The organism is Cognatiyoonia sp. IB215446, from assembly GCF_033963825.1.
GTDB lineage: Bacteria > Pseudomonadota > Alphaproteobacteria > Rhodobacterales > Rhodobacteraceae > Yoonia.
Window position 1 is genome coordinate 581,745 of sequence record NZ_JAXBMD010000002.1, and the last position, 21,358, is coordinate 603,102.

19 protein-coding genes are annotated in these 21,358 nt (G+C 60.0%); 11 read left to right on the top strand and 8 right to left on the bottom strand.

The window, feature by feature from the left end:
- Positions 1–2: 2 nt before the first annotated feature.
- Positions 3–467: a (2Fe-2S)-binding protein gene (locus tag SLH49_RS10385; RefSeq protein WP_320269085.1), complete on the bottom strand. Its 465-nt coding sequence runs from the start codon at positions 465–467 to the stop codon at positions 3–5.
- Between the two features lie 123 nt (positions 468–590).
- Positions 591–1,754, bottom strand: a complete 1,164-nt coding sequence (locus SLH49_RS10390) for an FAD-binding domain-containing protein (protein WP_320269086.1) — start codon at positions 1,752–1,754, stop codon at positions 591–593.
- Positions 1,755–1,839: 85 nt separating this feature from the next.
- Between SLH49_RS10390 and SLH49_RS10395 the strand changes: the two genes are divergently transcribed.
- Together SLH49_RS10395 and SLH49_RS10400 are read left to right on the top strand one after the other, a co-directional pair.
- On the top strand, positions 1,840–3,288 hold the full coding sequence (locus tag SLH49_RS10395; RefSeq protein ID WP_320269087.1) for a TrkH family potassium uptake protein: 1,449 nt from the start codon (positions 1,840–1,842) through the stop codon (positions 3,286–3,288).
- Positions 3,288–4,931 carry a thiamine pyrophosphate-binding protein gene (locus tag SLH49_RS10400; protein WP_320269088.1) on the top strand — a complete coding sequence of 548 codons (1,644 nt, stop codon included), beginning with the start codon at positions 3,288–3,290 and terminating at the stop codon, positions 4,929–4,931. Before SLH49_RS10395 ends, SLH49_RS10400 begins: the two co-directional genes overlap by 1 nt.
- Before the next feature lie 46 nt (positions 4,932–4,977).
- Here the strand turns inward: SLH49_RS10400 and SLH49_RS10405 are convergent, their stop codons facing one another.
- Complete coding sequence (locus SLH49_RS10405) at positions 4,978–6,711, bottom strand: trypsin-like peptidase domain-containing protein (protein ID WP_320269089.1); 1,734 nt, start codon at positions 6,709–6,711, stop codon at positions 4,978–4,980.
- Between the two features lie 178 nt (positions 6,712–6,889).
- Here SLH49_RS10405 and SLH49_RS10410 point away from each other — a divergent pair, with 178 nt between their 5' ends.
- From SLH49_RS10410 to glmM, 8 genes are all read left to right on the top strand, one after another.
- Positions 6,890–7,810, top strand: a complete 921-nt coding sequence (locus tag SLH49_RS10410; RefSeq protein WP_320269090.1) for a glycine--tRNA ligase subunit alpha — start codon at positions 6,890–6,892, stop codon at positions 7,808–7,810.
- Entirely contained in the window at positions 7,810–8,334 is a 525-nt protein-coding gene (locus tag SLH49_RS10415; RefSeq protein ID WP_320269091.1) for a DUF6446 family protein, read from the top strand. The genes SLH49_RS10410 and SLH49_RS10415 overlap by 1 nt, the downstream gene beginning before the upstream one ends.
- Positions 8,334–10,577, top strand: a complete 2,244-nt coding sequence (glyS, locus tag SLH49_RS10420; protein ID WP_320269092.1) for a glycine--tRNA ligase subunit beta — start codon at positions 8,334–8,336, stop codon at positions 10,575–10,577. The genes SLH49_RS10415 and glyS overlap by 1 nt, the downstream gene beginning before the upstream one ends.
- Before the next feature lie 131 nt (positions 10,578–10,708).
- Positions 10,709–13,204, top strand: coding sequence for a putative PEP-binding protein (locus SLH49_RS10425; protein ID WP_320269788.1), 2,496 nt, complete (start codon positions 10,709–10,711; stop codon positions 13,202–13,204).
- 191 nt (positions 13,205–13,395) lie between these two features.
- Entirely contained in the window at positions 13,396–14,064 is a 669-nt protein-coding gene (locus tag SLH49_RS10430; protein WP_320269093.1) for a cell wall hydrolase, read from the top strand.
- Between the two features lie 101 nt (positions 14,065–14,165).
- The gene (locus SLH49_RS10435) at positions 14,166–15,086 is read left to right on the top strand and encodes a dihydroneopterin aldolase (protein ID WP_320269094.1); all 921 of its coding nucleotides are present in this window, start codon (positions 14,166–14,168) and stop codon (positions 15,084–15,086) included.
- Complete coding sequence (gene folP / locus SLH49_RS10440) at positions 15,083–16,093, top strand: dihydropteroate synthase (RefSeq protein ID WP_320269095.1); 1,011 nt, start codon at positions 15,083–15,085, stop codon at positions 16,091–16,093. Before SLH49_RS10435 ends, folP begins: the two co-directional genes overlap by 4 nt.
- The gene (gene glmM, locus SLH49_RS10445; protein ID WP_320269096.1) at positions 16,090–17,433 is read left to right on the top strand and encodes a phosphoglucosamine mutase; all 1,344 of its coding nucleotides are present in this window, start codon (positions 16,090–16,092) and stop codon (positions 17,431–17,433) included. Before folP ends, glmM begins: the two co-directional genes overlap by 4 nt.
- Here the strand turns inward: glmM and SLH49_RS10450 are convergent.
- From SLH49_RS10450 to SLH49_RS10460, 3 genes are read right to left on the bottom strand one after another with little or no spacing between them, the layout of a single operon-like run.
- Positions 17,430–18,329, bottom strand: coding sequence for a DMT family transporter (locus tag SLH49_RS10450; RefSeq protein ID WP_320269097.1), 900 nt, complete (start codon positions 18,327–18,329; stop codon positions 17,430–17,432). The genes glmM and SLH49_RS10450 overlap by 4 nt on opposite strands.
- A gap of 12 nt (positions 18,330–18,341) precedes the next feature.
- Positions 18,342–18,686 (bottom strand): antibiotic biosynthesis monooxygenase, encoded by a 345-nt coding sequence (locus SLH49_RS10455; RefSeq protein WP_320269098.1) that lies wholly within the window; start codon positions 18,684–18,686, stop codon positions 18,342–18,344.
- A complete protein-coding gene (locus SLH49_RS10460; RefSeq protein WP_320269099.1) occupies positions 18,683–19,006 on the bottom strand; it encodes an NIPSNAP family protein in 324 nt (107 codons plus the stop codon). Before SLH49_RS10460 ends, SLH49_RS10455 begins: the two co-directional genes overlap by 4 nt.
- A 69-nt stretch (positions 19,007–19,075) precedes the next feature.
- On the opposite strand from SLH49_RS10460, the gene SLH49_RS10465 reads away from it, so the two are divergent.
- Positions 19,076–19,765 carry a winged helix-turn-helix domain-containing protein gene (locus tag SLH49_RS10465; protein WP_320269100.1) on the top strand — a complete coding sequence of 230 codons (690 nt, stop codon included), beginning with the start codon at positions 19,076–19,078 and terminating at the stop codon, positions 19,763–19,765.
- On the opposite strand, the gene SLH49_RS10470 is transcribed toward SLH49_RS10465, so the two are convergent.
- Positions 19,738–20,208, bottom strand: coding sequence for a GyrI-like domain-containing protein (locus SLH49_RS10470; protein WP_320269101.1), 471 nt, complete (start codon positions 20,206–20,208; stop codon positions 19,738–19,740). The genes SLH49_RS10465 and SLH49_RS10470 overlap by 28 nt on opposite strands.
- Positions 20,209–20,316: 108 nt before the next feature.
- A complete protein-coding gene (gene ilvC / locus SLH49_RS10475) occupies positions 20,317–21,339 on the bottom strand; it encodes a ketol-acid reductoisomerase (RefSeq protein ID WP_320269102.1) in 1,023 nt (340 codons plus the stop codon).
- Positions 21,340–21,358 lie beyond the last annotated feature (19 nt).

The following is a 21,358-nucleotide window of genomic DNA, read 5'->3' on the forward strand; positions in this document are numbered from 1 at the left end:
GATCAAGCCTCCTGAATGCGCTGGGCTGCATCCTTGATCGCGGCCCGGATGCGGGGATAGGTGCCGCAGCGGCAAAGATTGCCCTGCATGGCGTCATCAATGTCCTGATCCGTTGGGTCGGGTGTCTGCGCGAGCAATGCTGCGGCGTTCATGATCTGGCCCGACTGGCAGTAGCCGCATTGGGCGACCTGATGATCAACCCAAGCCTGCTGGATCGTGGCCATATTGTCGGGCGTTCCAAGCCCTTCGATTGTGGTGACCTCGCCCCAGACATCGGCTAGAGCCACCTGACAGGACCGCACCGCTTCGCCATCGATATGCACCGTGCAGGCCCCGCAGGCGGAGACGCCGCAGCCGAATTTCGTGCCTGTCAGCCCGACCTCATCACGCAGAACCCAGAGAAGGGGCACCTCATCGGGAAGATCAACGTCATGGGATTGGCCATTGATTGTCAGTGTGGTGGGCATGGGGCACCTCTGGCTAGCGGCGGGAGAGTAAACGGTTCAGTTTACCCTACCGCAGGACGGAAACCAGGACAATCGGTTTTCATCGCATGATACTCTGATTTTCCTCCGCGCTTCACCGGAGGATCATGCAAGGCTGAGCCCTTTGATCTGGCCAATCAGCGCGGGAATCTTCTCTTTGAACCGGAAAAAACCATGGGTCGCGTAGGGCCAGGCGGTGCTGTCATAGGGGCGCACAATCTGGCGAAGAGGTTGTCCGACAAGTGCATCTGCGGGCGGACCAACGGGCATGTAGCTGGTGATAATCTGCTCAAGATCATGTGCATTGGCCCAGTCAGCCAATGTATCGGGTGTTTCACTTGTCACGGGTCCGAGCCGGTCACCAAAGCGCGAAACACAATCGGCCATCGCGTCAGCGACAAAGCGGGAGACTCCGGGTGCCGTGATCAGGGGGCTGCGGTCGCGCGTCGTCTGGATTGTGGCAGTGGCCACCGGGGTGATCTGGTCGAGCAGCCAACCGGGCGAGAGATCTTCTTCGGTCAGCAAGAGCCCGGTGCGTGCGCCGGGATCAAAGCCGTCGCTGACGGGCAGCGGCCCGCGTGACGGATGCGGCGCACCGTCAAGCGGTGCGGCATGTGGTGCAAGCCCCGAGGGTCGAAACCGCCCATTCGTGTATTTTTCGATGTTGTCGGGTCGCGCGAGATAGGTCTTTCCGATGGTCTGCAAACCGGCAACCCAGCGCCAGGACAGCGTGTTTGAGGCTGGATCGCCATCGTAGAGGTGCCGCAGAAAGAAATCCGCACCAAGCGTCCAAGGGAGCCGCAGGGTGAAAATCCAGATCGAGGCGAACCACATCCGCGCGTGATTGTGCAGGTACCCCGTCTCGGCAAGTTCCTTAGCCCAATGGTCAAAGCAATCGATGCCGGTTGTGCCGGTGCACGCGGCCTCCCAGTCCTGACGAAGGCCGCTTTCGGTCTGTATCCGGTTCAGCGCGGCACCCAGTTCGGCCTTGTAGGCCGTCCAGAGACTGGGCCGCATTTCCAGCCAACCCTTCCAATAAGTCCGCCAATAGACCTCCTGAACGAATTTCTCGACCGCCTGCGCGCTGTGACGGCCCAAAACGGCGCGCAGAACCTCTTCTTCGGTGATGATCCGGTGCCGGAGAAAGGGCGACAGGTTTGACACATGGGCCGTGTCATCAAAATTGCGTTTGGCCGCATAGTCGCGCCCGGCAAGGGGCACGAATGCGTGCAGGCGCTCCAATGCCGCGGTGTATGTGGGCGTGAACATGAGAAGGCAGCTAAGGCAGGGCAGGGGCGTTTCAACCGTCGCGTCGGTTCTTGACACCGTGCTTTGGGCAGGCCAACGCTGCGCCATGCTTGATTTGCGCCCCGTGGGATATGTGATCGGTCTGCTTGTGGCGTCATTGGGGTTGACGATGCTGGGCCCGCTGGTGGCAGACCTGCTGGCTGGCAACGGGCATTGGTTTGTCTTCTTCGAAAGCGCTGTGATCACAACTCTGACCGGCGGGCTTATGGCACTGGCCTGCGCAAACGGTGTGACCGCCGGATTGTCGCTGCGGCAGACTTTCCTGCTTACCTCGCTGGTTTGGCTTACCTTGCCGGTGTTTGGTGCGATCCCCTTCGTGCTGGGGGAAACCGAAGCAACATTTACGGATGCGTTTTTTGAGGCGATGTCTGGCCTCACCACAACTGGCGCGACGGCATTCGGCAATCTTCAGGACCTGCCGGACGGCCTGAAGCTCTGGCGCGGCGTTCTGCAATGGCTGGGCGGCGTTGGCATTATCGTCGTGGCCATGGTGTTTCTTCCTGAACTTCGCGTAGGTGGCATGCAGATCTTCCGGTCCGAAGGGTTTGAGACATCCGGTAAAATCCTGCCCCGCGCAGGCGAGATCGCGACGCAGATCTCTGGCATCTATGTCGCGCTCACCGTCGCCTGTATGCTCGCCTATACGGCGACGGGGATGGGCGGGTTTGATGCCATCGTGCATGCGATGACAACGGTATCGACCGGCGGCATGGCGAACTACGACAGATCATTCGCGACCTGGGGCGCGGGCGTGCATTATGTCGCCGTTGTCTTCATGATCCTCGCGGCACTACCTTTCGTGCGGTTTGTGCAGATGCTGGCGGGCTCCGCTCAACCGCTGGTGAACGACAAACAGATCCACACCTTCCTGTTGATCATCGGGCTGAGCGTGTTGCTCGTCACATCATGGCTCTGGGGCCGCGGCGGTGAGATGACTGAACGCGCCTTTCGGGAGGCCTTGTTCAACGTGACCTCCATCATGACCGGGACAGGCTATGCCAGTGCCGATTACATGGGTTGGGGGACGTTCCCGGTGGTGATGTTCTTTCTCATCGGGTTGATCGGTGGCTGCGCTGGCTCAACCTCTTGCTCGGTTAAGGTGTTCCGCTATCAACTCCTTTTTGCGGCCATCAAGAGCCAGATCCGACAGATCCACTCCCCCCATGGCGTGTTCACGCCGCGTTATGATGGCCGTCCGATCAGTGAGGATGTGCTGAACTCCGTTATTGCCTTTCTGGTGGCTTTCATCTTGTCGCTGGGCGCGACCTCAGTGTTGCTCGGGCTGACGGGGCTGGATTTTATCACTTCGGTCTCAGGCGCCGCAGCCGCCCTGGCCAATATCGGGCCCGGCCTAGGTTTGGAGATTGGCCCGGCGGGTAACTACGCGAATATCAATGACGTGGCCAAATGGATTCTGGCGATGGCGATGTTCGTCGGGCGCCTCGAAATCATGGTCGTGCTGACCATTCTGTCGATCAAGTTCTGGAGAAATTAATGACAACACGGCCTTTGGGTGCGCAGATCAGCCACATGCTGAAAGATCGCGGCGTTGACGTAATCTTTGGCATTCCCGGCGTGCATAACCAAGAAATGTATCGCGGCATCGAAGAGGCAGGGATCACCCATGTGCTGGCCCGGCATGAGCAGGGGGCCGGCTTCATGGCAGACGGCTATGCCCGGGCGACGGGCAAGCCCGGAGTGGCTTACGTGATCACCGGCCCGGGCCTCTGCAACATCATGACGCCGATGGGGCAAGCCTATTCCGACAGCGTGCCGATGTTGGTGATTTCGTCATGTCTGGATGAGACCGCAGCAACCCGGGGGCAGCTGCATCAGATGAAAGATCAGGAAGGCGCTGCGCGGACGGTCTGTGACTGGTCGGAGACAGCCCGTACGGCGGAGGCAGGCTATGCGCTCATTGATCGGGCAATGATGGAATTTCAGGCAAAGCGATCACGTCCAAAGCACATTCAGGTGCCTATTGCTACGCTAGAAGGAGCTGCAAGCGACTTCCTGCGATGGGGTACAGAAGCCCCCGCGCCTGAAGGTTACTATCAGGTCAAGCGGTCACCTGGCGCGATTCAATCGATTATTCCGCTAGACGTCGTAGATATGATCAAAATGCGGCTCATGATGGCCGAACGTCCTTTATTCGTATTTGGCGGTGGCGCAGCAGGGGTAGGGGGGATGCAAAGGCCGATCACCTCTATGCTTGAAAAATGTAGAGCGGCATCATTCACCACATATGCGGGGCGGGGCCTAGTTGATCCGAGTAATTCGCTCGCCTTTGGCGCGTCGCTCGCGCGCCCGGAAAGCCAAAAGATCATCGATGCCAGCGATTGTGTCATTCTTGTCGGAACTGACTTGGCAGAGGTTGATCTATGGAGGGCAGAAGCTGGCCAGCGTCCTGGTGCTATTTGGGTAAATACTGACCCCGAAGTTCTGGCCCGCGCGCATCCTAAAGACTACTGCCTGCAACGAGACGCGACCGAATTCATTTCAACGCTCGAACTCAAGCTCGACGGAGAGCCAAAAGCGACTTGGTCAGAAGAAATTGTAGCCGGGTATAAGGATAAATGGCGCGCTGAAATCAACGCCGAGCGCCCCGGTATCGTGCCTGTCGCTGATGCTCTGAAAGAGGCGCTGCCTGCAAACACCATGATCTATTCCGACATGACCCAATTTGCCTATGCAGCCAAGGAGGTCTATCCAATGGATCGCCCTGGCCATTGGCATCATCCCTACGGCTTTGGGACGCTCGGTTATGCCTTGCCCGCAGCTATCGGCGGCAAAGTCGGAATCGGTGACCAACCCTGCATCGCCATCCTTGGCGATTACGGATTTCAATATACGGTTCAGGAGCTTGCGGTGGCTGTCGAACTGGAACTGACCCTGCCGATCATCATCTGGGACAACGGCAAGCTGGGTGAGATCGAGGATTCAATGGTGCGCGCACAGATCGCGCCGAATGCGGTTGTTCAGCGCAATCCCGATTTCTGCAAACTGGCGGAGGCGTATGGTGCCGCCGCCGCAGCTCCACAAGATCTCGCTGCGTTTCAGCACGCGATTAAGGATGCTTTGAAAGCCAAGGGACCCACGATCATTCACGTCAAATCGGATATCGCGTTGCACGCTTAATCAGCCCAGGGCCTTGGCTCTGTAGGCATCGCGGTAGCGCCAGCACCTACCAGCAACTGACCAACACAGCGATGTCTGCAGCGCGGCGAGTCAAGGCGACAGGTGAAATCGGGCGGGCGCCGTTGCTTGTCTCCACTGCGATATCCAGTTCAGTGAGTGCGGCGGTGATCTCTGCCGCATCAAGCGAGAAATTCACCTCTGGCGGCAGCACACGCGTGTTGCCGTCCTTTCGGGGCAGGAGCATGCCTAGTACCGCGCCTGTGTCGTCAAAAACAGGCCCGCCCGCATCGCTGGGCTGCGGCAGGATGGATAACCGCTTGATCGTATCGTCGCCATTCAGACCTCGGATATCGACGATCTGGCCAAAGGTCAGCGTCGGTGCGCTCAGCACGCCGTTGAAAGGGTAGCCCGCGACAGCGATCTGGTCCTGCAGACGCGGCACGCCTGTCTGGAACGTAGCTGTCCCGATCGGGCTCAGCGCCTCAACCGGGCGCAGAATGGCCAGACCACGTTCATCATCCTGGAAAACAACTTCGGCGTCGTCTTCACGGTCAAACGTGATCCGGGAGCATCCGGCAATCACCTCTGGCGTGGTCACCACCGTCCCGTCGCCCGACACATAAAAGCCGGAGCGCGACAGTTTCGGCTGCCGCACAGCGAGTCCCGCCACCATGTCAATCGCCTGATCTTCGCTGGCCGGAACAATGTTCGGGTCAAGCGCGCCAGAGAGCCGTTCAAAACTGTCCCTCATCACTTCCAGCATCCGCGTGCGGCGTTCATCATCGCCCTCAGGCCAGACCAGCATGAAGCCTTTGATCTCACCATCTTGTAGGGTCACGGTGGTGTAGGAGTGGATGCCGCCGCCAATCCCTTCAATCTCAAACCCGCTTTCCGAGATGTTGCGTGGCCCATCGGTCGGGACGATGTCGAGGATTTGCAGCACCTCATAGAGCCCGACAAGTTTGCCAGCATCGCCTTCCTGCGAGATAAAGAGCACCAGCGCCTCTGGCACGTCTCCGCTGGCCTCAAACCGCACGAATGGCGGCTGGTATTCGGTGAATGACACCATATCGGTGGGAATCTGCATTTGGATACCCGAGGCGCTGTCGCGCACAAGGCGCAAGTTCAGCCCGTCAAGCACGCTGTTGTATTGCTCCAACAGCAAGACCCGCTCGCGCGTTGTGAGGATGCCGGTGGGTTCGCGATTGTTGGCTTCCTGCCAGGCTTGCATCGCGGCCCGTGTGCCGCGCCCGAATGAGCCGTCAATCGCCGCAGTGTAGAAGCCGCCCCATTGCAAAGCGCGCTGCAACTCTTCCTTCTCATCGCGGCTGAGTTCCGCTTCGGATGCACGTGCCTCTTGCGGTGTCTCATCGGCCGGCACGATCGGGTCGGCGGACGCAATCGTCTGGGCCCGGCTAGCGTCTTCAGGTGCGTCCGGTACGGCCGCAGCGCGCCCGTTGCCGCCCCCGATGGGCCAGAATTGCTGCTTAAAGAACTGACCATTCTTGACAAAACTGTCGCCAGGAATGGCCCCACGCGCGAGCAGGCGTTGCAACGCCGTTTCCGCCTGCGCCTCGCTAAACGGTCCTATGAAAATCCCGTAAAACCCATCGCCCAGATAGAAGCCGTTGATGTCATCAAGGCGTCTTGCATATTCACGCGCGCGGTCCTGCGCACCCGTGAGCGTCTGGCGCGCCTCAATCTGCACCCAAAAGTTGTCTTGGGCGGCGGCAGGCAGTGTTGACAGCAAGAAAAGTATCAGTGCTGCGACGGCTTTCATCTTGGATCCCCGAAGTCCTTTGAGTGGTCCTGCATTCACTGGCCGTGTCTGCAGGGCGACGCAAGGGTGGCGGCACAAAATTTGATCAAATGCTGACAGAAAGTCACAGCCCGTTGCCCAATTGACCCTGTGCGCGCGGCACCCTATTGAACCCCTGATCGCAGACAAGGGTTGAGATATGGTGGACACGCCCCGCAGTTTTCAAGGGATTATCCTGGCGCTTCAGGCCTACTGGGCGGGCAAGGGCTGCGCCATTCTGCAGCCCTATGATATGGAGGTCGGCGCAGGCACGTTCCACCCCGCCACAACCTTGCGCGCGCTAGGCGATCAGCCGTGGGCGGCGGCCTACGTCCAGCCCTCACGCCGCCCGACCGATGGGCGCTATGGCGAAAACCCCAACCGCTTGCAGCATTACTATCAGTTTCAGGTGATCATGAAGCCATCGCCGCCTGATCTGCAGGAGCTCTACTTGGGCTCGCTCGCCGCCATCGGCATCGACGCGGCGATGCACGATATCCGTTTTGTCGAAGATGACTGGGAAAGCCCCACGCTGGGTGCCTGGGGGCTGGGCTGGGAGGTCTGGTGCGACGGTATGGAAGTCAGCCAGTTCACCTATTTCCAGCAGGTCGGCGGGCATGATTGCAAGCCGGTTTCGGGTGAATTGACCTATGGGTTGGAGCGTCTGGCGATGTATGTGCTGGGCGTCGACCATGTGATGGACATGCCCTTCAACGACCCGCAGACGCCGATCCCGCTGACCTATGGCGACATCTTCAAACAGACAGAGCAGGAATATGCCCGCTGGAACTTTGACGTGGCCGATACGGAGGTCCTTTTACAGCACTTCAAGGATGCCGAAGCAGAGTGTCAGCGCATCCTGAACGAACCGCATGAGGACCACAAAACCGGCCTGCGCATCATCATGGCGCATCCAGCCTATGACCAATGCATCAAGGCCTCTCACGTCTTCAACCTGCTCGACGCACGCGGCGTGATCTCGGTCACGGAACGGCAGGCCTATATCGGGCGTGTCCGCGCGCTGGCCAAGATGTGCGCCGATGCCTTTGTCCAGACCGGGGCCGGGGGGCAGGCCGCCTGATGGCACGGATAATCATTGTGGGGATGCTTGTGCTTGCAGCGATCGCCGGGGCGCTTTTGTACTACAATCAGGTCTACGCCTTTTATGAAGAGGTGCAGGCCGAGGCGGCGGATGTGCGCCTGACCAATCTCGTCACCGGCGAAGCGGAACCGATCCTTTTTGAGGATTTCGAGGCCATTGATTCAGACAGCAGCCCCATCCGCTATCGCGCCTGTTTCACCACACCACTGAGCCAGGCGATGCTGACCGAAACCTTCATCATCCGCGATGATGCGGAACCGCTGGTTGCTCCACCTTGGTTTGACTGCTTCGACGCGGCCCAGATCGGGGCCGATATCGCAAGTGGTGAGGCGATCCCGTTTCTTGGTGTCGAAAACATCACCTATGGCATCGACCGTCTGGTCGCGATCTACCCCGATGGCCGCGCCTTTGCCTGGCACCAGATCAATCCCTGCGGCGAGGTTGTGTTCAACCGCGAACCTGTCCCCGAAGACTGCCCCCCAGCCCCCGAAAGCCTGCAATAATGCCTGACCTTCTGATCGAACTCTTTTCCGAGGAAATCCCCGCGCGCATGCAAAAGCGTGCGGCGGAGGATCTGCAAAAGCTGGTGACGGATGGGTTGGTCGAGGCTGGCCTGACCTATGCCGGTGCCGCGGCGTTCTCAACACCCCGTCGGTTAACGCTGGCGATTGATGGTCTGACGGCGGAAAGCAAGCCGGTGCGCGAAGAAAGGCGGGGCCCGAAGGTCGGCGCGCCGGACAAGGCGGTTGAGGGTTTTTTGCGCGGGGCCGGGGTGGCGCGCGAAGACCTTGAAGTGCGTGATGACAAGAAGGGGCAGGTCTATTTCGCGGTGATCGAAAAGCCGGGGCGCAAGGCGGCGGAGATCATCGCCGAAGTGCTTGAGACCACCATCCGCAACTTCCCCTGGCCCAAATCCATGCGCTGGGGTGCAGGTCCGCTGAAATGGGTGCGCCCGCTGCATTCCATTCTTTCCATTCTGGTCGATGAGGCTGGCGCTGAAGTCGTCCCGCTAAAGGTGGATGGCATCGCGTCGGGCAATACGACGCAAGGGCACCGGTTCATGTCAAAAAGCGCGATTTCTGTTTCGTCTTTCGATGATTACGAGGCGAAGCTCAAGCGCGCGCATGTTATTCTTCGCGCCGATGAACGGGCCGAGGCGATCTGGGCCGAGGCCACAAATCAGGCCTTCGCGCTGGGCCTCGAAGTGGTCGAAGATCGCGGGCTTTTGGCCGAGGTTGCGGGGCTGGTCGAATGGCCCGTCGTGCTGCTGGGCAAAATCGACGACGCCTTTCTGGACCTGCCGCCAGAGGTGCTGCAGACTTCAATGAAAGAGCATCAGAAGTTCTTTTCCGTCAAGAACCCCAAAACGGGCCGGATCGAACGCTTTGTTACCGTTGCCAATATGGAAACGGCGGATAACGGCGCGACGATCCTCGCGGGCAACCAAAAGGTGCTGTCGGCGCGGCTGGCGGATGCGAAGTTCTTTTGGGAGAATGATCTGCGCACGGTCAAGACCAAGGGGCTGGAAGGCATGGGCGCGCCTTTGGCGGATGTCACCTTCCACAACAAGCTGGGCTCACAGGCCGACCGGATCAAACGGATCGAGGCGCTGGCGCGCGAGATTGCGCCAAGCGTCGGGGTCAAACCCGATCTGGCGGCAGAAGCCGCACGGATTTGCAAATCCGACCTGGCATCCGAAATGGTCTATGAGTTCCCTGAACTGCAGGGGTTGATGGGCCGCTACTACGCAGAAGCTGCGGGCCACGATGATGGCGTGCCAGAAGCCTGCGAGGAACACTATTCGCCGTTAGGGCCGTCGGATGACGTGCCAACCGCGCCGGTATCGGTCGCCGTGGCACTGGCCGACAAGATCGACACGCTGACCGGGTTCTGGGCGATTGATGAGAAACCGACCGGCAGTAAGGACCCGTTTGCACTGCGAAGGGCGGCGCTTGGGGTTATTCGGTTGGTATTGGAGAATGAAGTACGAATTTCCATGAATGCCATCACCGGGAACGCACCAGTATTTGTCAGCGATGTTGCTGAGACACGCCAACGTCGAAAGCTTGCTGAGAGGCAATCAGAGTTGCTTGGCCGCGAAACGCCGGAAGAGCAGAAAGACGTAGAGAACTGGCATGCTGATCATCTTGAGCAGACTTTGGCTGCCTCAAGTGCGCGCGATCAGATGAATGAGATCAGTCGAAACAGGTTTGAGGTCTCACGCGACCTCCTCTCCTTCTTCCACGATCGCCTCAAAGTCTTCCTGAAAGACAAAGGTATCCGCCATGACATCATCGATGCTTGCATCGCGATGCCGGGGAATGATGATTTGACCTTGCTCGTCAAACGGGCTCAGGCGCTGGCCGCAACCCTCGCCACCGATGACGGCGAAAACCTGATCCAGGGGTTCAAGCGCGCCAACAATATCCTCACCCAAGCGGAAGAGGCGGATGGGGTCGAATACTCCTATGGGGCCGATCCGAAATTCGCCGAAGACCCCGCCGAGAAGGCGCTTTTTGCTGCTCTCGATGCTGCAGATGCGAAGATCGCACCGGCCATGGAAGCCGAGGATTTCAGCACCGCGATGACTGCTATGGCGGCACTTCGCGGGCCGATTGACCAATTTTTCACCGATGTGCAAGTGAACGCCGAAAGTGCGGTATTGCGCCGCAACCGGCTTAACCTCTTGTCACGGATCAGGAAAATATGCCTCAGCGTCGCTGATCTGACCAAAATCGAAGGCTAGACAAAAGTCCATAAAGATTTTCCTACACGTAACCGATTTATGACTTATGCTGCAGGTGAACATGAGGTTTTGCCGCATTGCAGCAACAGACGACATATCAGGCCCTGACGCTGATCACACCAACCGCCAAAATGTCGGCAGAGGTGCATGGTGGCCGTGCGAAATGCCTGCAGCGGCTGATCCGCATGGGCATGCCCGTGCCGCGCACGATGGCGCTGTCGTTTGATGTTGTGCACCGGATCGCGCAAGGACATCTGCCGGATATGGAGGCGCTGCTGGCGCCCTTTGGGGAAAACCCGCTCGTGTCTGTCCGTCCGTCAAGTCAGGATCCGGATTGGGGTGGGCCTGGCGCGATCCTGAATATCGGGATGAACGATGCGCGTCTGGCCGAGATGATCCCGGTGATCGGGGAATGGGCGGCCACTGCGGTCTATCTGCGCTTTGTGCAATCCTATGCCATTCATGTGGCGCGGCTCGACCCGGAAGAATTCTATCTGCCCGATGTGCCCGATGCGGTCAGCCTGCGCGCGATGCTGGACACATATGAGCTGGAAACCGATGAGCCATTCCCGCAGGACCCGGCGACGCAACTGGGTGAGGTGCTGCGGTCTATGGCGCGGGCCTGGGATGGCACCACCGCCCGGCTGTTGCGGCAGGCCAAAGGCGCGCCGGTGGATGCGGGGCTGGGCCTTGTCGTGCAGAAAATGGCGCTGGGCGTGGGGCAGGGCGAATGCGGGTCAGGCGTGATCCAGTATGTGGACAGCGCCACCGGCCAGCCGCAGATCACCGGGCGTTATCTGGGCCAAAGCCAGGGGCGCGAGGCGCTAGGCGATACCGACAGTGCGCTTTACCTGACGAAGGACCCACGCGGGCCGTCGCTGGAGGAACGCTGCCCGGAACCTTTTGCGCAGCTCAAGGAATACGGCGATCTCTGCCGTCGCAAATTGCGGGAAGAGATGCAGGTGGAATTCACCATCGATGATGGCACATTGCATGTGCTGGATGCGGTGCGCGTCCAACGCTCGTCCCGCGCCTCGGTCGCGATAGCGGTGGCTTTGGCCGAAGACAGCATCATCCCGCGCGAAGAGGCCGTTTTGCGTGTTGAACCATCGGCGTTGTCTGAACTTCTACACCGCCAGATCGATCCGAGCGCGACCCGTGATATGATCGTCTCCGGCATTCCCGCGAGTCCCGGTGCGGCGACCGGTCGGATCGTGCTGACCGCGAATGAGGCGCAGGCGAGTGCGGCGCGCGGCGAGCCATGCGTGCTCGTCCGGCGTGAGACGACTCCCGAAGATATTCGCGGTATGCATGCCGCCCAGGCGGTTCTAACGATGCGCGGCGGGGTGACAAGCCATGCCGCCGTGATCGGGCGTGGTCTTGGTGTACCGTGTATCGTGGGCGCGTCGGACCTTGTGATTGACCGCAAGCGTGGCGGGATCATTGGCAGGGACGGCCGCCGTTTCGCTGCGGGAGACCTGATCACCGTTGATGGCACGACCGGGCAAGTGCTGGCTGGCTCACCGCCTATGCTGGAGGCTGCTCTTGATGGCGCCTTTCAGACCCTGCTCACCTGGGCTGACGATTTCCGGGATATCGGTGTGCGCGCCAATGCCGATACGCCTGCTGACGCACACACGGCCCAGAACTTTGCCGCTGAGGGCATCGGCCTTTGTCGGACCGAGCATATGTTCTTTGATGATGAACGACTCGGTGTCATGCGCGAGATGATCTTTGCGGAAAGCAGCGATGATCGTCGGGCAGTACTCGACCGTTTGCTGCCGATGCAGCGCGCTGATTTTCAGGCGCTGTTTGCGATCATGGCGGGCAAGAATGTCTGCGTCCGTCTGTTTGACCCGCCCCTGCATGAGTTTCTGCCTGCCGACAAAGCGGGGCTGCGGGACTTGGCTGAGCAGATGGCGCTGCCGCTTGCCGCCGTGACAGAGCGGGTGAATGCCTTGCGCGAGTACAACCCGATGCTGGGCATGCGCGGTGTGCGGCTGGGCATCGCGATCCCCGAGATCTACGACATGCAGGCGCGCGCGATTTTTGAGGCCCTGGCTGCCGTCCAGTCCCAGGGTGTCACGATTGACGTGGAAATCATGATCCCGCTTGTCAGTGCGATGCGCGAGGTTGAGTTGATGCGCGCCCGCATTGACGGGGTGGCCAATGCGGTGCGCGCCAAGAACCGGGCGGTCTTTAGTTATCGGCTTGGTGTCATGGTCGAAACACCCCGCGGTGCTCTGCGCGCGCAAGACATTGTCGAGCATGCGGAGTTCCTGTCCTTCGGCACAAATGACCTGACGCAGATGACATACGGCCTGTCCCGTGACGATGCGGGGCGTTTCATGTCGGCCTATGTTCAGCAGGGTGTTTATGCCGAAGATCCGTTCCATACGCTCGATATCGAAGGGGTCGGTGAACTTGTATCGCTTGGCGCGGAACGGGGCCGGGCCGGGCGTCCGGATGTTGTTCTGGCAATCTGTGGCGAGCACGGCGGCAGCCGCTCGGCAATCGCCTTTTGCCGCGAACACAAGTTCGATTACGTCTCCTGCTCGCCCTTCCGGGTGCCGGTTGCGCGACTCACTGCCGCCCAATTGGCGTTGCAAGAGCGGATGAACGCCTGAGCAAGATCCAGATATTGTGGCGAAAATGCCGCAAATCCCGTGATATTGCGAAATAGTGGCGGTGGTGCGCGAGTTGATGTTTCGCTAACTGCGACAGTCTATCCCGGGGACTAGACGTAAAGCGCGCGATGTCTTATCTCCGCCGTCGCTAGCGCGGGGCAAGTTCGCGTGGATTCCTGGGTGGGAATATTATGACGATTTTTAAGGCGTTTTGCGCCGCAATTGCTGCGGCAACACTGACTTTGAGTGGCTCTGCCACCTTTGCTGATGATCTTTTGGCCAGCCGTCTGGGGGCCATTCTGGGCCAGGAACGGCAGGCGCTGGCCGTTGTGCCAGATACACGGATGACCATGCTGACATCGCTGCCGCCTGCCAGCGAACGCGGTGTCGCGACTCAGTCGGGCGTGGTTTATGACCGCGCCTATCTCGCATCGCTGCCTGTTGCTGACGGAGATGATGAGTGGGCCTGTTTGGCCGAGGCGCTTTACTTTGAGGCGCGCGGTGAGACAGTGCGCGGCATGTTCGCGGTTGGTGAGGTGATCCTGAACCGTGTGGATAGCAGCGCCTATCCAAACACGCTCTGCGCTGTGATCAATCAGGGCACGGGCCGCAAATATGCATGCCAGTTCACCTATACCTGTGACGGTCTGGCCGAAACGATTGGTGAGCCCCGCTCATGGGAACGTGTCGGCAAGGTTGCGCAGCTCTTGATGGAAGGCACGCCCCGTGCATTGACGGGCGGTGCAACGCACTACCACACCAAGGCGGTGAACCCGTCTTGGGCACAGCGCTTCCCGCGCACGGCGGCTATCGGCTCGCACTACTTTTATCGCCAGCCGATCCGGACTGCCTCAAAGTAAGTCGCATGTGACGCGCCCGTTGTCGCGGCCCGTGCTTGTTCTGCGGGTCAGGGCCGCGTATTGCCTTGCGTCACAGGATATCTCTTTGATCGGAGAGCGGCATGACTGACGATATTCGCCTCGCTTTTGCGCATCCCAGCGAACGGGCCGAGGCGAGCAGTACCACGCCTTGTGACCGGATCTCACTGCGCGACTACGTGGTCGAAGTGGAGATTGGCGCGTTCCAGCAGGAACGGGGCAAGCTTCAGCGTGTGCGTTTCAACGTGGTGGTCGAGGTCCTGCCGATGACCGGCCCGATTGACGACGATGTGGACCGCATCCTGTCTTATGACAAGGTGACGGAGGCGATTGGGATCGAGCTTGAGGCGGAGCGTCTGAACCTGTTGGAGACCCTCGCGGCACGTGTCGCCGAGCGGATTCTGCTGGAACCGCAACCCGAGCGCGTCTTTGTGCGGATCGAAAAGCTGGATCGCGGACCGTTCGCCTTGGGGGTTGAGATTGTCCGGTCACGGGATGGCATGGATCTGGCAGGACAGGACCATGTCGAGGTGCCGCATCCTCGTGTCACGTATCTCTCAAACGCAGCTATTGATGCACCGGCTTTGTCTGGCTGGATCGATCAATTGGCGGCGATGGATGCGCCGTTGATCATCTGTGTCGGTCCCTCAGATGTGGCCGCGCCGCAGGCGGGTCATGCCCTCGCGCAACGGCGGATCGATCTTTTGGCGATAGAGCAAAACGCCTGGACACTGGCCGCCCGCGATCGGCGCTGCATTGTTGTCGGCACTCGAACCGAACTCGATTGGGCCATGAAGAATGGCCAGATCTGTATATGGGCGCCGTCGAAGATTGTGCTCGATGCGGTCGATGGCCCTTCGGCCAGTCCGCGCGATGCGGTCGCGTTGGTCGCTTGGTTCGCGGCAGAGATCGAGGCCAAGGAACTGTTGCTGATTGACGCCGCCGCACCTGTAACGGACGTGCCCGTCCGTATCCACGATCTGGCTACCGCACAGATTGCATGAACGTCTACTACTGCCCCATCGTCGGCGCGGGTCCGAAACCCGAAGTCGCCCTGCCGCTTGCAGGTGGTCCGTTCTGGTTTAGGGAGATACGTGTTCATCGCCGCGACGCAGTTGAGGATGTCATTCCAGCCGTCTCTGCGCCGCCCGACGTCCTTGATCGTCTCACCGCAAGGCGGGCCGATATCGCTGGCCTCAGCTTGGACCGGCCCCGCCTGATGGGCATTTTGAACGTCACACCTGACAGTTTTTCCGATGGCGGGCGGTTCAATGACCGCGACGCCGCCATCGCACAGGCCCAAAAGATGCGGGCGGATGGCGCCAATATCATCGATGTGGGCGGCGAAAGCACGCGGCCCGGCGCATCTGAAGTGCCCGTCGACGAGGAAATCGCCCGCACCGCCCCCGTGATCAGTGCGATCCGGGCGCAAAGCGACGTGCCGATCTCCATCGACACCCGCAAGGCGTCGGTCGCGCAGGCGGCGATTGAAGCGGGGGCAGGGCTGATCAATGACGTTGCGGCCTTCACTTTTGATCCCGATCTGGCGCGGGTGACGGCTGATGCGGGTCTGCCCGTTTGCCTCATGCATGCGCAAGGTGACCCCCAGACGATGCAGGATGATCCGCGCTACCATGATGTGCTGTTGGATGTGTATGATTTCCTGGCTGCACGTGTTGCTGCGGCAGAGGCCGCAGGCATTCCCCGCGACCAGATTATCGTCGATCCCGGCATCGGCTTTGGCAAAACGGTGGAGCATAACCTCGCGCTGCTCAGAGGCATCGCGCTCTTTCATTCCTTGGGGTGCCCAATCCTGCTGGGTGCCTCGCGAAAGCGCTTCATCGGTGTGATCGGCGGGGGTGAGGCCGCCACGGATCGCGTCAACGGCTCAATTGCCGTGGCGCTCCATGCGGCCCGTCAGGGGGTGCAATTCCTGCGTGTGCACGATATCTTTGCCACAAAACAGGCGTTAGACTTGGAATGGGCAATCAACGGGGCAGCGAAAAGATGACTCGAAAACTCTTCGGCACCGACGGTGTGCGTGGCACCGCCAATACTTATCCGATGACCGCCGACATGGCGCTGAAGATCGGTGCGGCGGCGGGGCGGTATTTTCGCAATGATGGCTCAAACGGTCATCGCGTTGTTATTGGCAAGGATACGCGGCTGTCGGGCTATATGTTCGAAAGCGCGCTGACGGCGGGGCTGACCAGCACTGGCATGAACGTCTTGCTTCTCGGGCCAGTTCCGACGCCCGCAGTCGGGCTTCTGACCACTTCGATGCGCGCAGATCTCGGCATCATGATCTCCGCCAGCCACAACCCGCATCATGATAATGGGATCAAGTTTTTTGGCCCTGATGGCTTTAAACTCTCGGACGCGGCAGAAGCTGAGATTGAGACGCTGATCGCGGGTGACATCGCCCCGGCGCAGTCGCAGAATATTGGGCGTGCCAGACGGATTGACGACGGTCGCTTCCGCTATGCGGAGCGGGTGAAATCCACCTTCCCCGCGGGCATGCGTCTTGATGGGCTGAAGGTCGTGATCGATTGTGCCAACGGTGCGGCCTACCGTGTCGCGCCCGAGGTCTTGTGGGAATTGGGTGCCACCGTCATCCCGGTTGGTGTCGCTCCGAATGGCACCAATATCAACGAAGGCTGTGGCTCAACGAGCCTGACCGCCGCTGCTGAGACGATCATTTCTCATGGCGCTGATGTGGGTATTTGTCTGGATGGTGATGCGGACCGCGTGATGATCCTCGATGAAAAAGGTCAGGTCGCCGATGGCGATCAGATCATGGCGCTGATGGCTGGGCGCTGGGCCGATCAGGATCGCCTGAAGGGCGGCACCCTGGTTGCGACGGTCATGTCGAACCTTGGGCTCGAACGCTTTCTTGATGGGCGCGGTCTGCACCTGGAACGCACCGCCGTTGGTGACCGCTATGTGGTTGAGGCGATGCGCGCGGGTGGTTGGAACCTCGGCGGTGAGCAATCGGGCCATATCGTCATGACCGATTTTGCCACGACCGGTGACGGGCTGCTTGCCGGCCTGCAATTCCTCGCCGCTATGATTGAGACTGGGCAGAAGGCGAGCGCACTGACCAAGACGTTTGAAACCGTTCCGCAACTTCTGAAGAATGTGCGTTTCGCGGCGGGTCAGGACCCGCTCAGCACTGATCCCGTGCGTAAGATCATCGCCGATGCCGAGGCGATGCTGCAGGGCAAGGGCCGTTTGCTGATCCGGAAGTCCGGGACCGAACCGCTGATCCGCGTGATGGCCGAATGCGAGGATGACGGCCTGTTGACTCAGGTTGTTGACGGGATTGTGGCCGAGGTTGAAGCGGCGGTCTAACGGATCAGAAGCCGCCTGAGCGTTGCCCATTGGCTGATCGCAAGACCCACCAGGATCAGGGCGAGTGCTGCGAAAAACCGAAACGGCAATACTTCGTTCAGGATCCACGCGCCAAAGAGCATCGACCAGAGCGGGACCTGATAGTTCACCAGCGTCATGAAGACGGACCCCGCCGTGCGGATCGTGGCGACCCTGATCCACGCCGCGAGAGCAGTCGGGATTAGGCCAAGCGCGATGATCGCGATGGTGGGGCGAGGCGCTTCAAGCGTCGGCACCCCTTCAATCAGCAGCATGGCAGGGATCAGGGCCAGCGAACCAACCGTCAGCAACAAAGCGGCCATCGTGATCGGGTCAATCGGCGGGCAGCGGCGGGTCATGATGCTGGAGATCGCATAGGAAATGGCCGCGCCGATGCAAGCAAGCTGCCCCAGTGGTTCCATCCCTGTGCCAATGCGCAATACGCCCGGACCGATCAGGACGATGGCGCCGATGAATCCAAGAATGACGCCTAAGCTGTTGCTTAGGCTCAACTTCTCATCCGTAAAGATATGCGCCAATGGCAGAATGAACAGCGGGAGTGCCGCCATCGAGATGCCCGCAAAGGCCGATGGCACAAATTGCTGGCCCCAACTGAGCAAGGCAAAGGGCACGGCGGTGTTCAATAGGCCAATGGCGATCAGGTAACGGGACATCTGGGCGGTGAAGACGGGCAGGGGGCGGCGCAAAAGCCGCATTAATGCCAGCAAGGCAACCGCCCCCAAAGTCGTTCGCGCGCAGGCAACGGTGAAAGGCCCGTACCCCTTCAACGCGATTGCGACAACCATGAAGGTCGCGCCCCAGATCAGGCCAAGCAGCGCGATGGAAAGCCAGTTTGTCAGCGTTGGTGGAGCGGGCATGTTATCCGTTGCTTAACCGTGATGCAGCCTGCTGTCTTTGGGCGCTTGGGCGCGATCATGCAAGCCGTAGTCGCGTGAAACATCAGCAATCCGAAGGCGATAATCGGCGAAGATGCCCGATCGTCCAGCGGATTGTGTATTGCGGTGTTCGTGGGCCTTACGCCAGCGGGCAATCGCCGCTTCGTCGGTGAAGAACGACAGCGACAGCAATTTGTTCTGGTCCGTCAGGCTGCGAAACCGTTCGACCGAAAGAAAGCCAGGATGCGCGTCCAGCAAGGGGCGCAGGCGTCTAGCATGCTCCAGATATGTGTCCATCTGGCCCTCGGTCGGCGTCGCCTCAAAGATCACGGCGATCATGTCGCTCTGCCATGTGGTGCGGAGGCAAGACGGAGAAAGGTTCGATCCTCGCGCAGGATGAATTTCTCGCGTTGCGCGAATGCGTAATTCTCTTGCCCCAGCGGATCGGCTGCCAGTTTCGCGCGATAGCTCTCATAGGCGGCAAGTGACGGGATGTTGTAGATGCCATAGGCGAGGGTCGTTGAACCTTCATGCGGGGCGAAATAACCGATCAGGTCGGCCCCGTTGCGGGGAATGGCCTGGCCCCAGTTGCGAGCATAGGTTTCGAACGCCTCCCTTTTGGTCGGGTCGATTTGGTAGCGGATGATACAGGTCAGCATGGGTGTCTCCTTCTTCTGAGGAGCGTCTAGCACCTTGGTAAACGTCAATGCTTCGGCTAAGGTCGAACTATGCGCGAAGGTCCTGACATTGCCCGTATCGCTGCGCTGATCGGCGATCCTGCCCGCGCGCATATGCTGACCGCGTTGATGAGCGGTAAAGCCCTGACGGCGACGGAACTGGCCGGTGAGGCGGGCGTCACCCTGCAGACTGCCAGTGGGCATTTGTCGAAACTGCTGGACGGGCAACTGGTGCAAGCGCGCAAACAGGGGCGGCACAAGTATTTCGCGCTGGCCCATGCGGACGTGGCCGCAACGCTTGAAGCGCTGATGGGGCTCGCGGCGGGGCAGGGCACGTTACGCACGCGCACTGGTCCGAAGGATGCTGCAATGCGTCAGGCCCGTGTGTGCTACAATCACCTCGCCGGGCGCATGGGTGTGCAGATGTTTACCAGCATGCTGGATCGTGATCTGATCTGGGAAGAGGGCGAGGCGCTTGGCCTGACGGGCGCGGGCGAGGATTTCGTGACAGGCTTCGGTGTGGATCTTGGACGACTTGAGGACGCGCGCGCACCGCTTTGCCGATCCTGCCTTGATTGGAGCGAACGGCGCACCCATTTGGCCGGGTCACTGGGACGCGCGATGCTTGCGCGGATGGAAGACACCGGTTGGCTGCGACGGGATACGACAAGCCGGGCGATCCATTTCAGCGCTTCCGGGCAAAGCCAGTTTGATCAGGCGTTTCCGTCGATCATTCGGTAGATTTCGGTGCGCACTGCGTCCGCAGGTGTGTTGCCGGGATCATCGACATAGATTTCCCAAACCGGCATGGCGGCGCGCATGCCCTCTGCCTCCATGTGTTGCCACAACGACTGATGTGTTTCGCTCATCTTTTCATAGCTGCCCACATGCGTGGTCATCATCGCCTCCCCGGAAGGCAGCACGTCCGCCTTGATTTCGCCGTTCGTTTTCGCCGCATCCTCGGCGCTGACCATGACGGCCGCGCGAAACCGCAGGATATTCGGGTCCATGCTCAGATAGATCGACATAGGCATGGATTGCGGGGCAATCCCATGGGCACCGACATGTCCAAAAACGGCACCAAAACCTGATTCCATTGCTTTGGCGATCTCAGGCCCGTAAGCGCATTCGCGGTCCACATAGAGGTAGTGTTGAGCGGGCAGCGTTGTGCGGGTGAAGGTCATGGTGGTCATCCTCTTTTGATGAGTCATGGCAACCCTAACAGAAAAGGCCCGGCATGACGCCGAGCCTTTTGTTGGCAGGATGGGCGACAACCCATCTTGCGGTGTGGCTCAGTTCTTCGCCTTATCCACCATCTTGCCGTCGGAAATCCACGGCATCATGGCGCGCAGCTTTTCACCGACTTGTTCGATTTGGTGCTCGTCATTGATCCGGCGCGTGGCCTTGAAGAAGGGCTGACCCACGGCGTTTTCCTGCATGAAGTCGCGCACGAATTTGCCGGTCTGGATGTCGGTCAGCACGTCCTTCATCCGCTTCTTGGTTTCGTCATAGGGCAGGATGCGCGGCCCACTGACGTATTCGCCGTATTCGGCGGTGTTCGAGATCGAGTAGTTCATGTTCGCGATGCCGCCTTCGTAGATCAGGTCGACGATCAGCTTCACCTCGTGCAGGCATTCAAAATAGGCCATTTCGGGCTCGTATCCGGCCTCGACCAAGGTCTCGAACCCCATGCGGATCAGTTCGACCAGACCACCGCAAAGCACCGCCTGTTCGCCGAAGAGGTCGGTTTCGCATTCCTGACGGAAGTTGGTTTCGATGATGCCGGAGCGACCACCGCCGATGGCGGAGCAGTAGGACAGCCCGATTTCCATCGCCTTGCCAGATGCGTCGTTGTGGACGGCCACAAGGCAGGGCACGCCGCCGCCCTTAGTGTATTCGCCGCGCACGGTGTGGCCGGGGCCCTTGGGCGCCATCATGATCACGTCAACGCCGGGCTTGGGTTCGATCAGGCCGAAATGCACGTTCAGGCCGTGGGCGAAGGCGATGGCAGAGCCTTCTTTGAGGTTATCGTGCACGTATTTCTTGTAGGTGTCGGCCTGCAACTCATCGGGCATGGTGAACATGATCAGATCACACCAGGCCGCCGCCTCGGCGATTCCCATGACCTGCAGGCCTTCTCCCTCGGCCTTCGCCGCAGAGGGCGAGCCCTCACGCAAGGCGACGACGAGGTTCTTGGCGCCGCTATCGCGCAGGTTCAGCGCATGGGCATGCCCTTGGCTGCCATAGCCGAGGATGGCGACTTTCTTGTCCTTGATCAGGTTCACATCGCAATCGCGATCATAGTAAACGCGCATGGTTTGTCCTTTCGGTTGA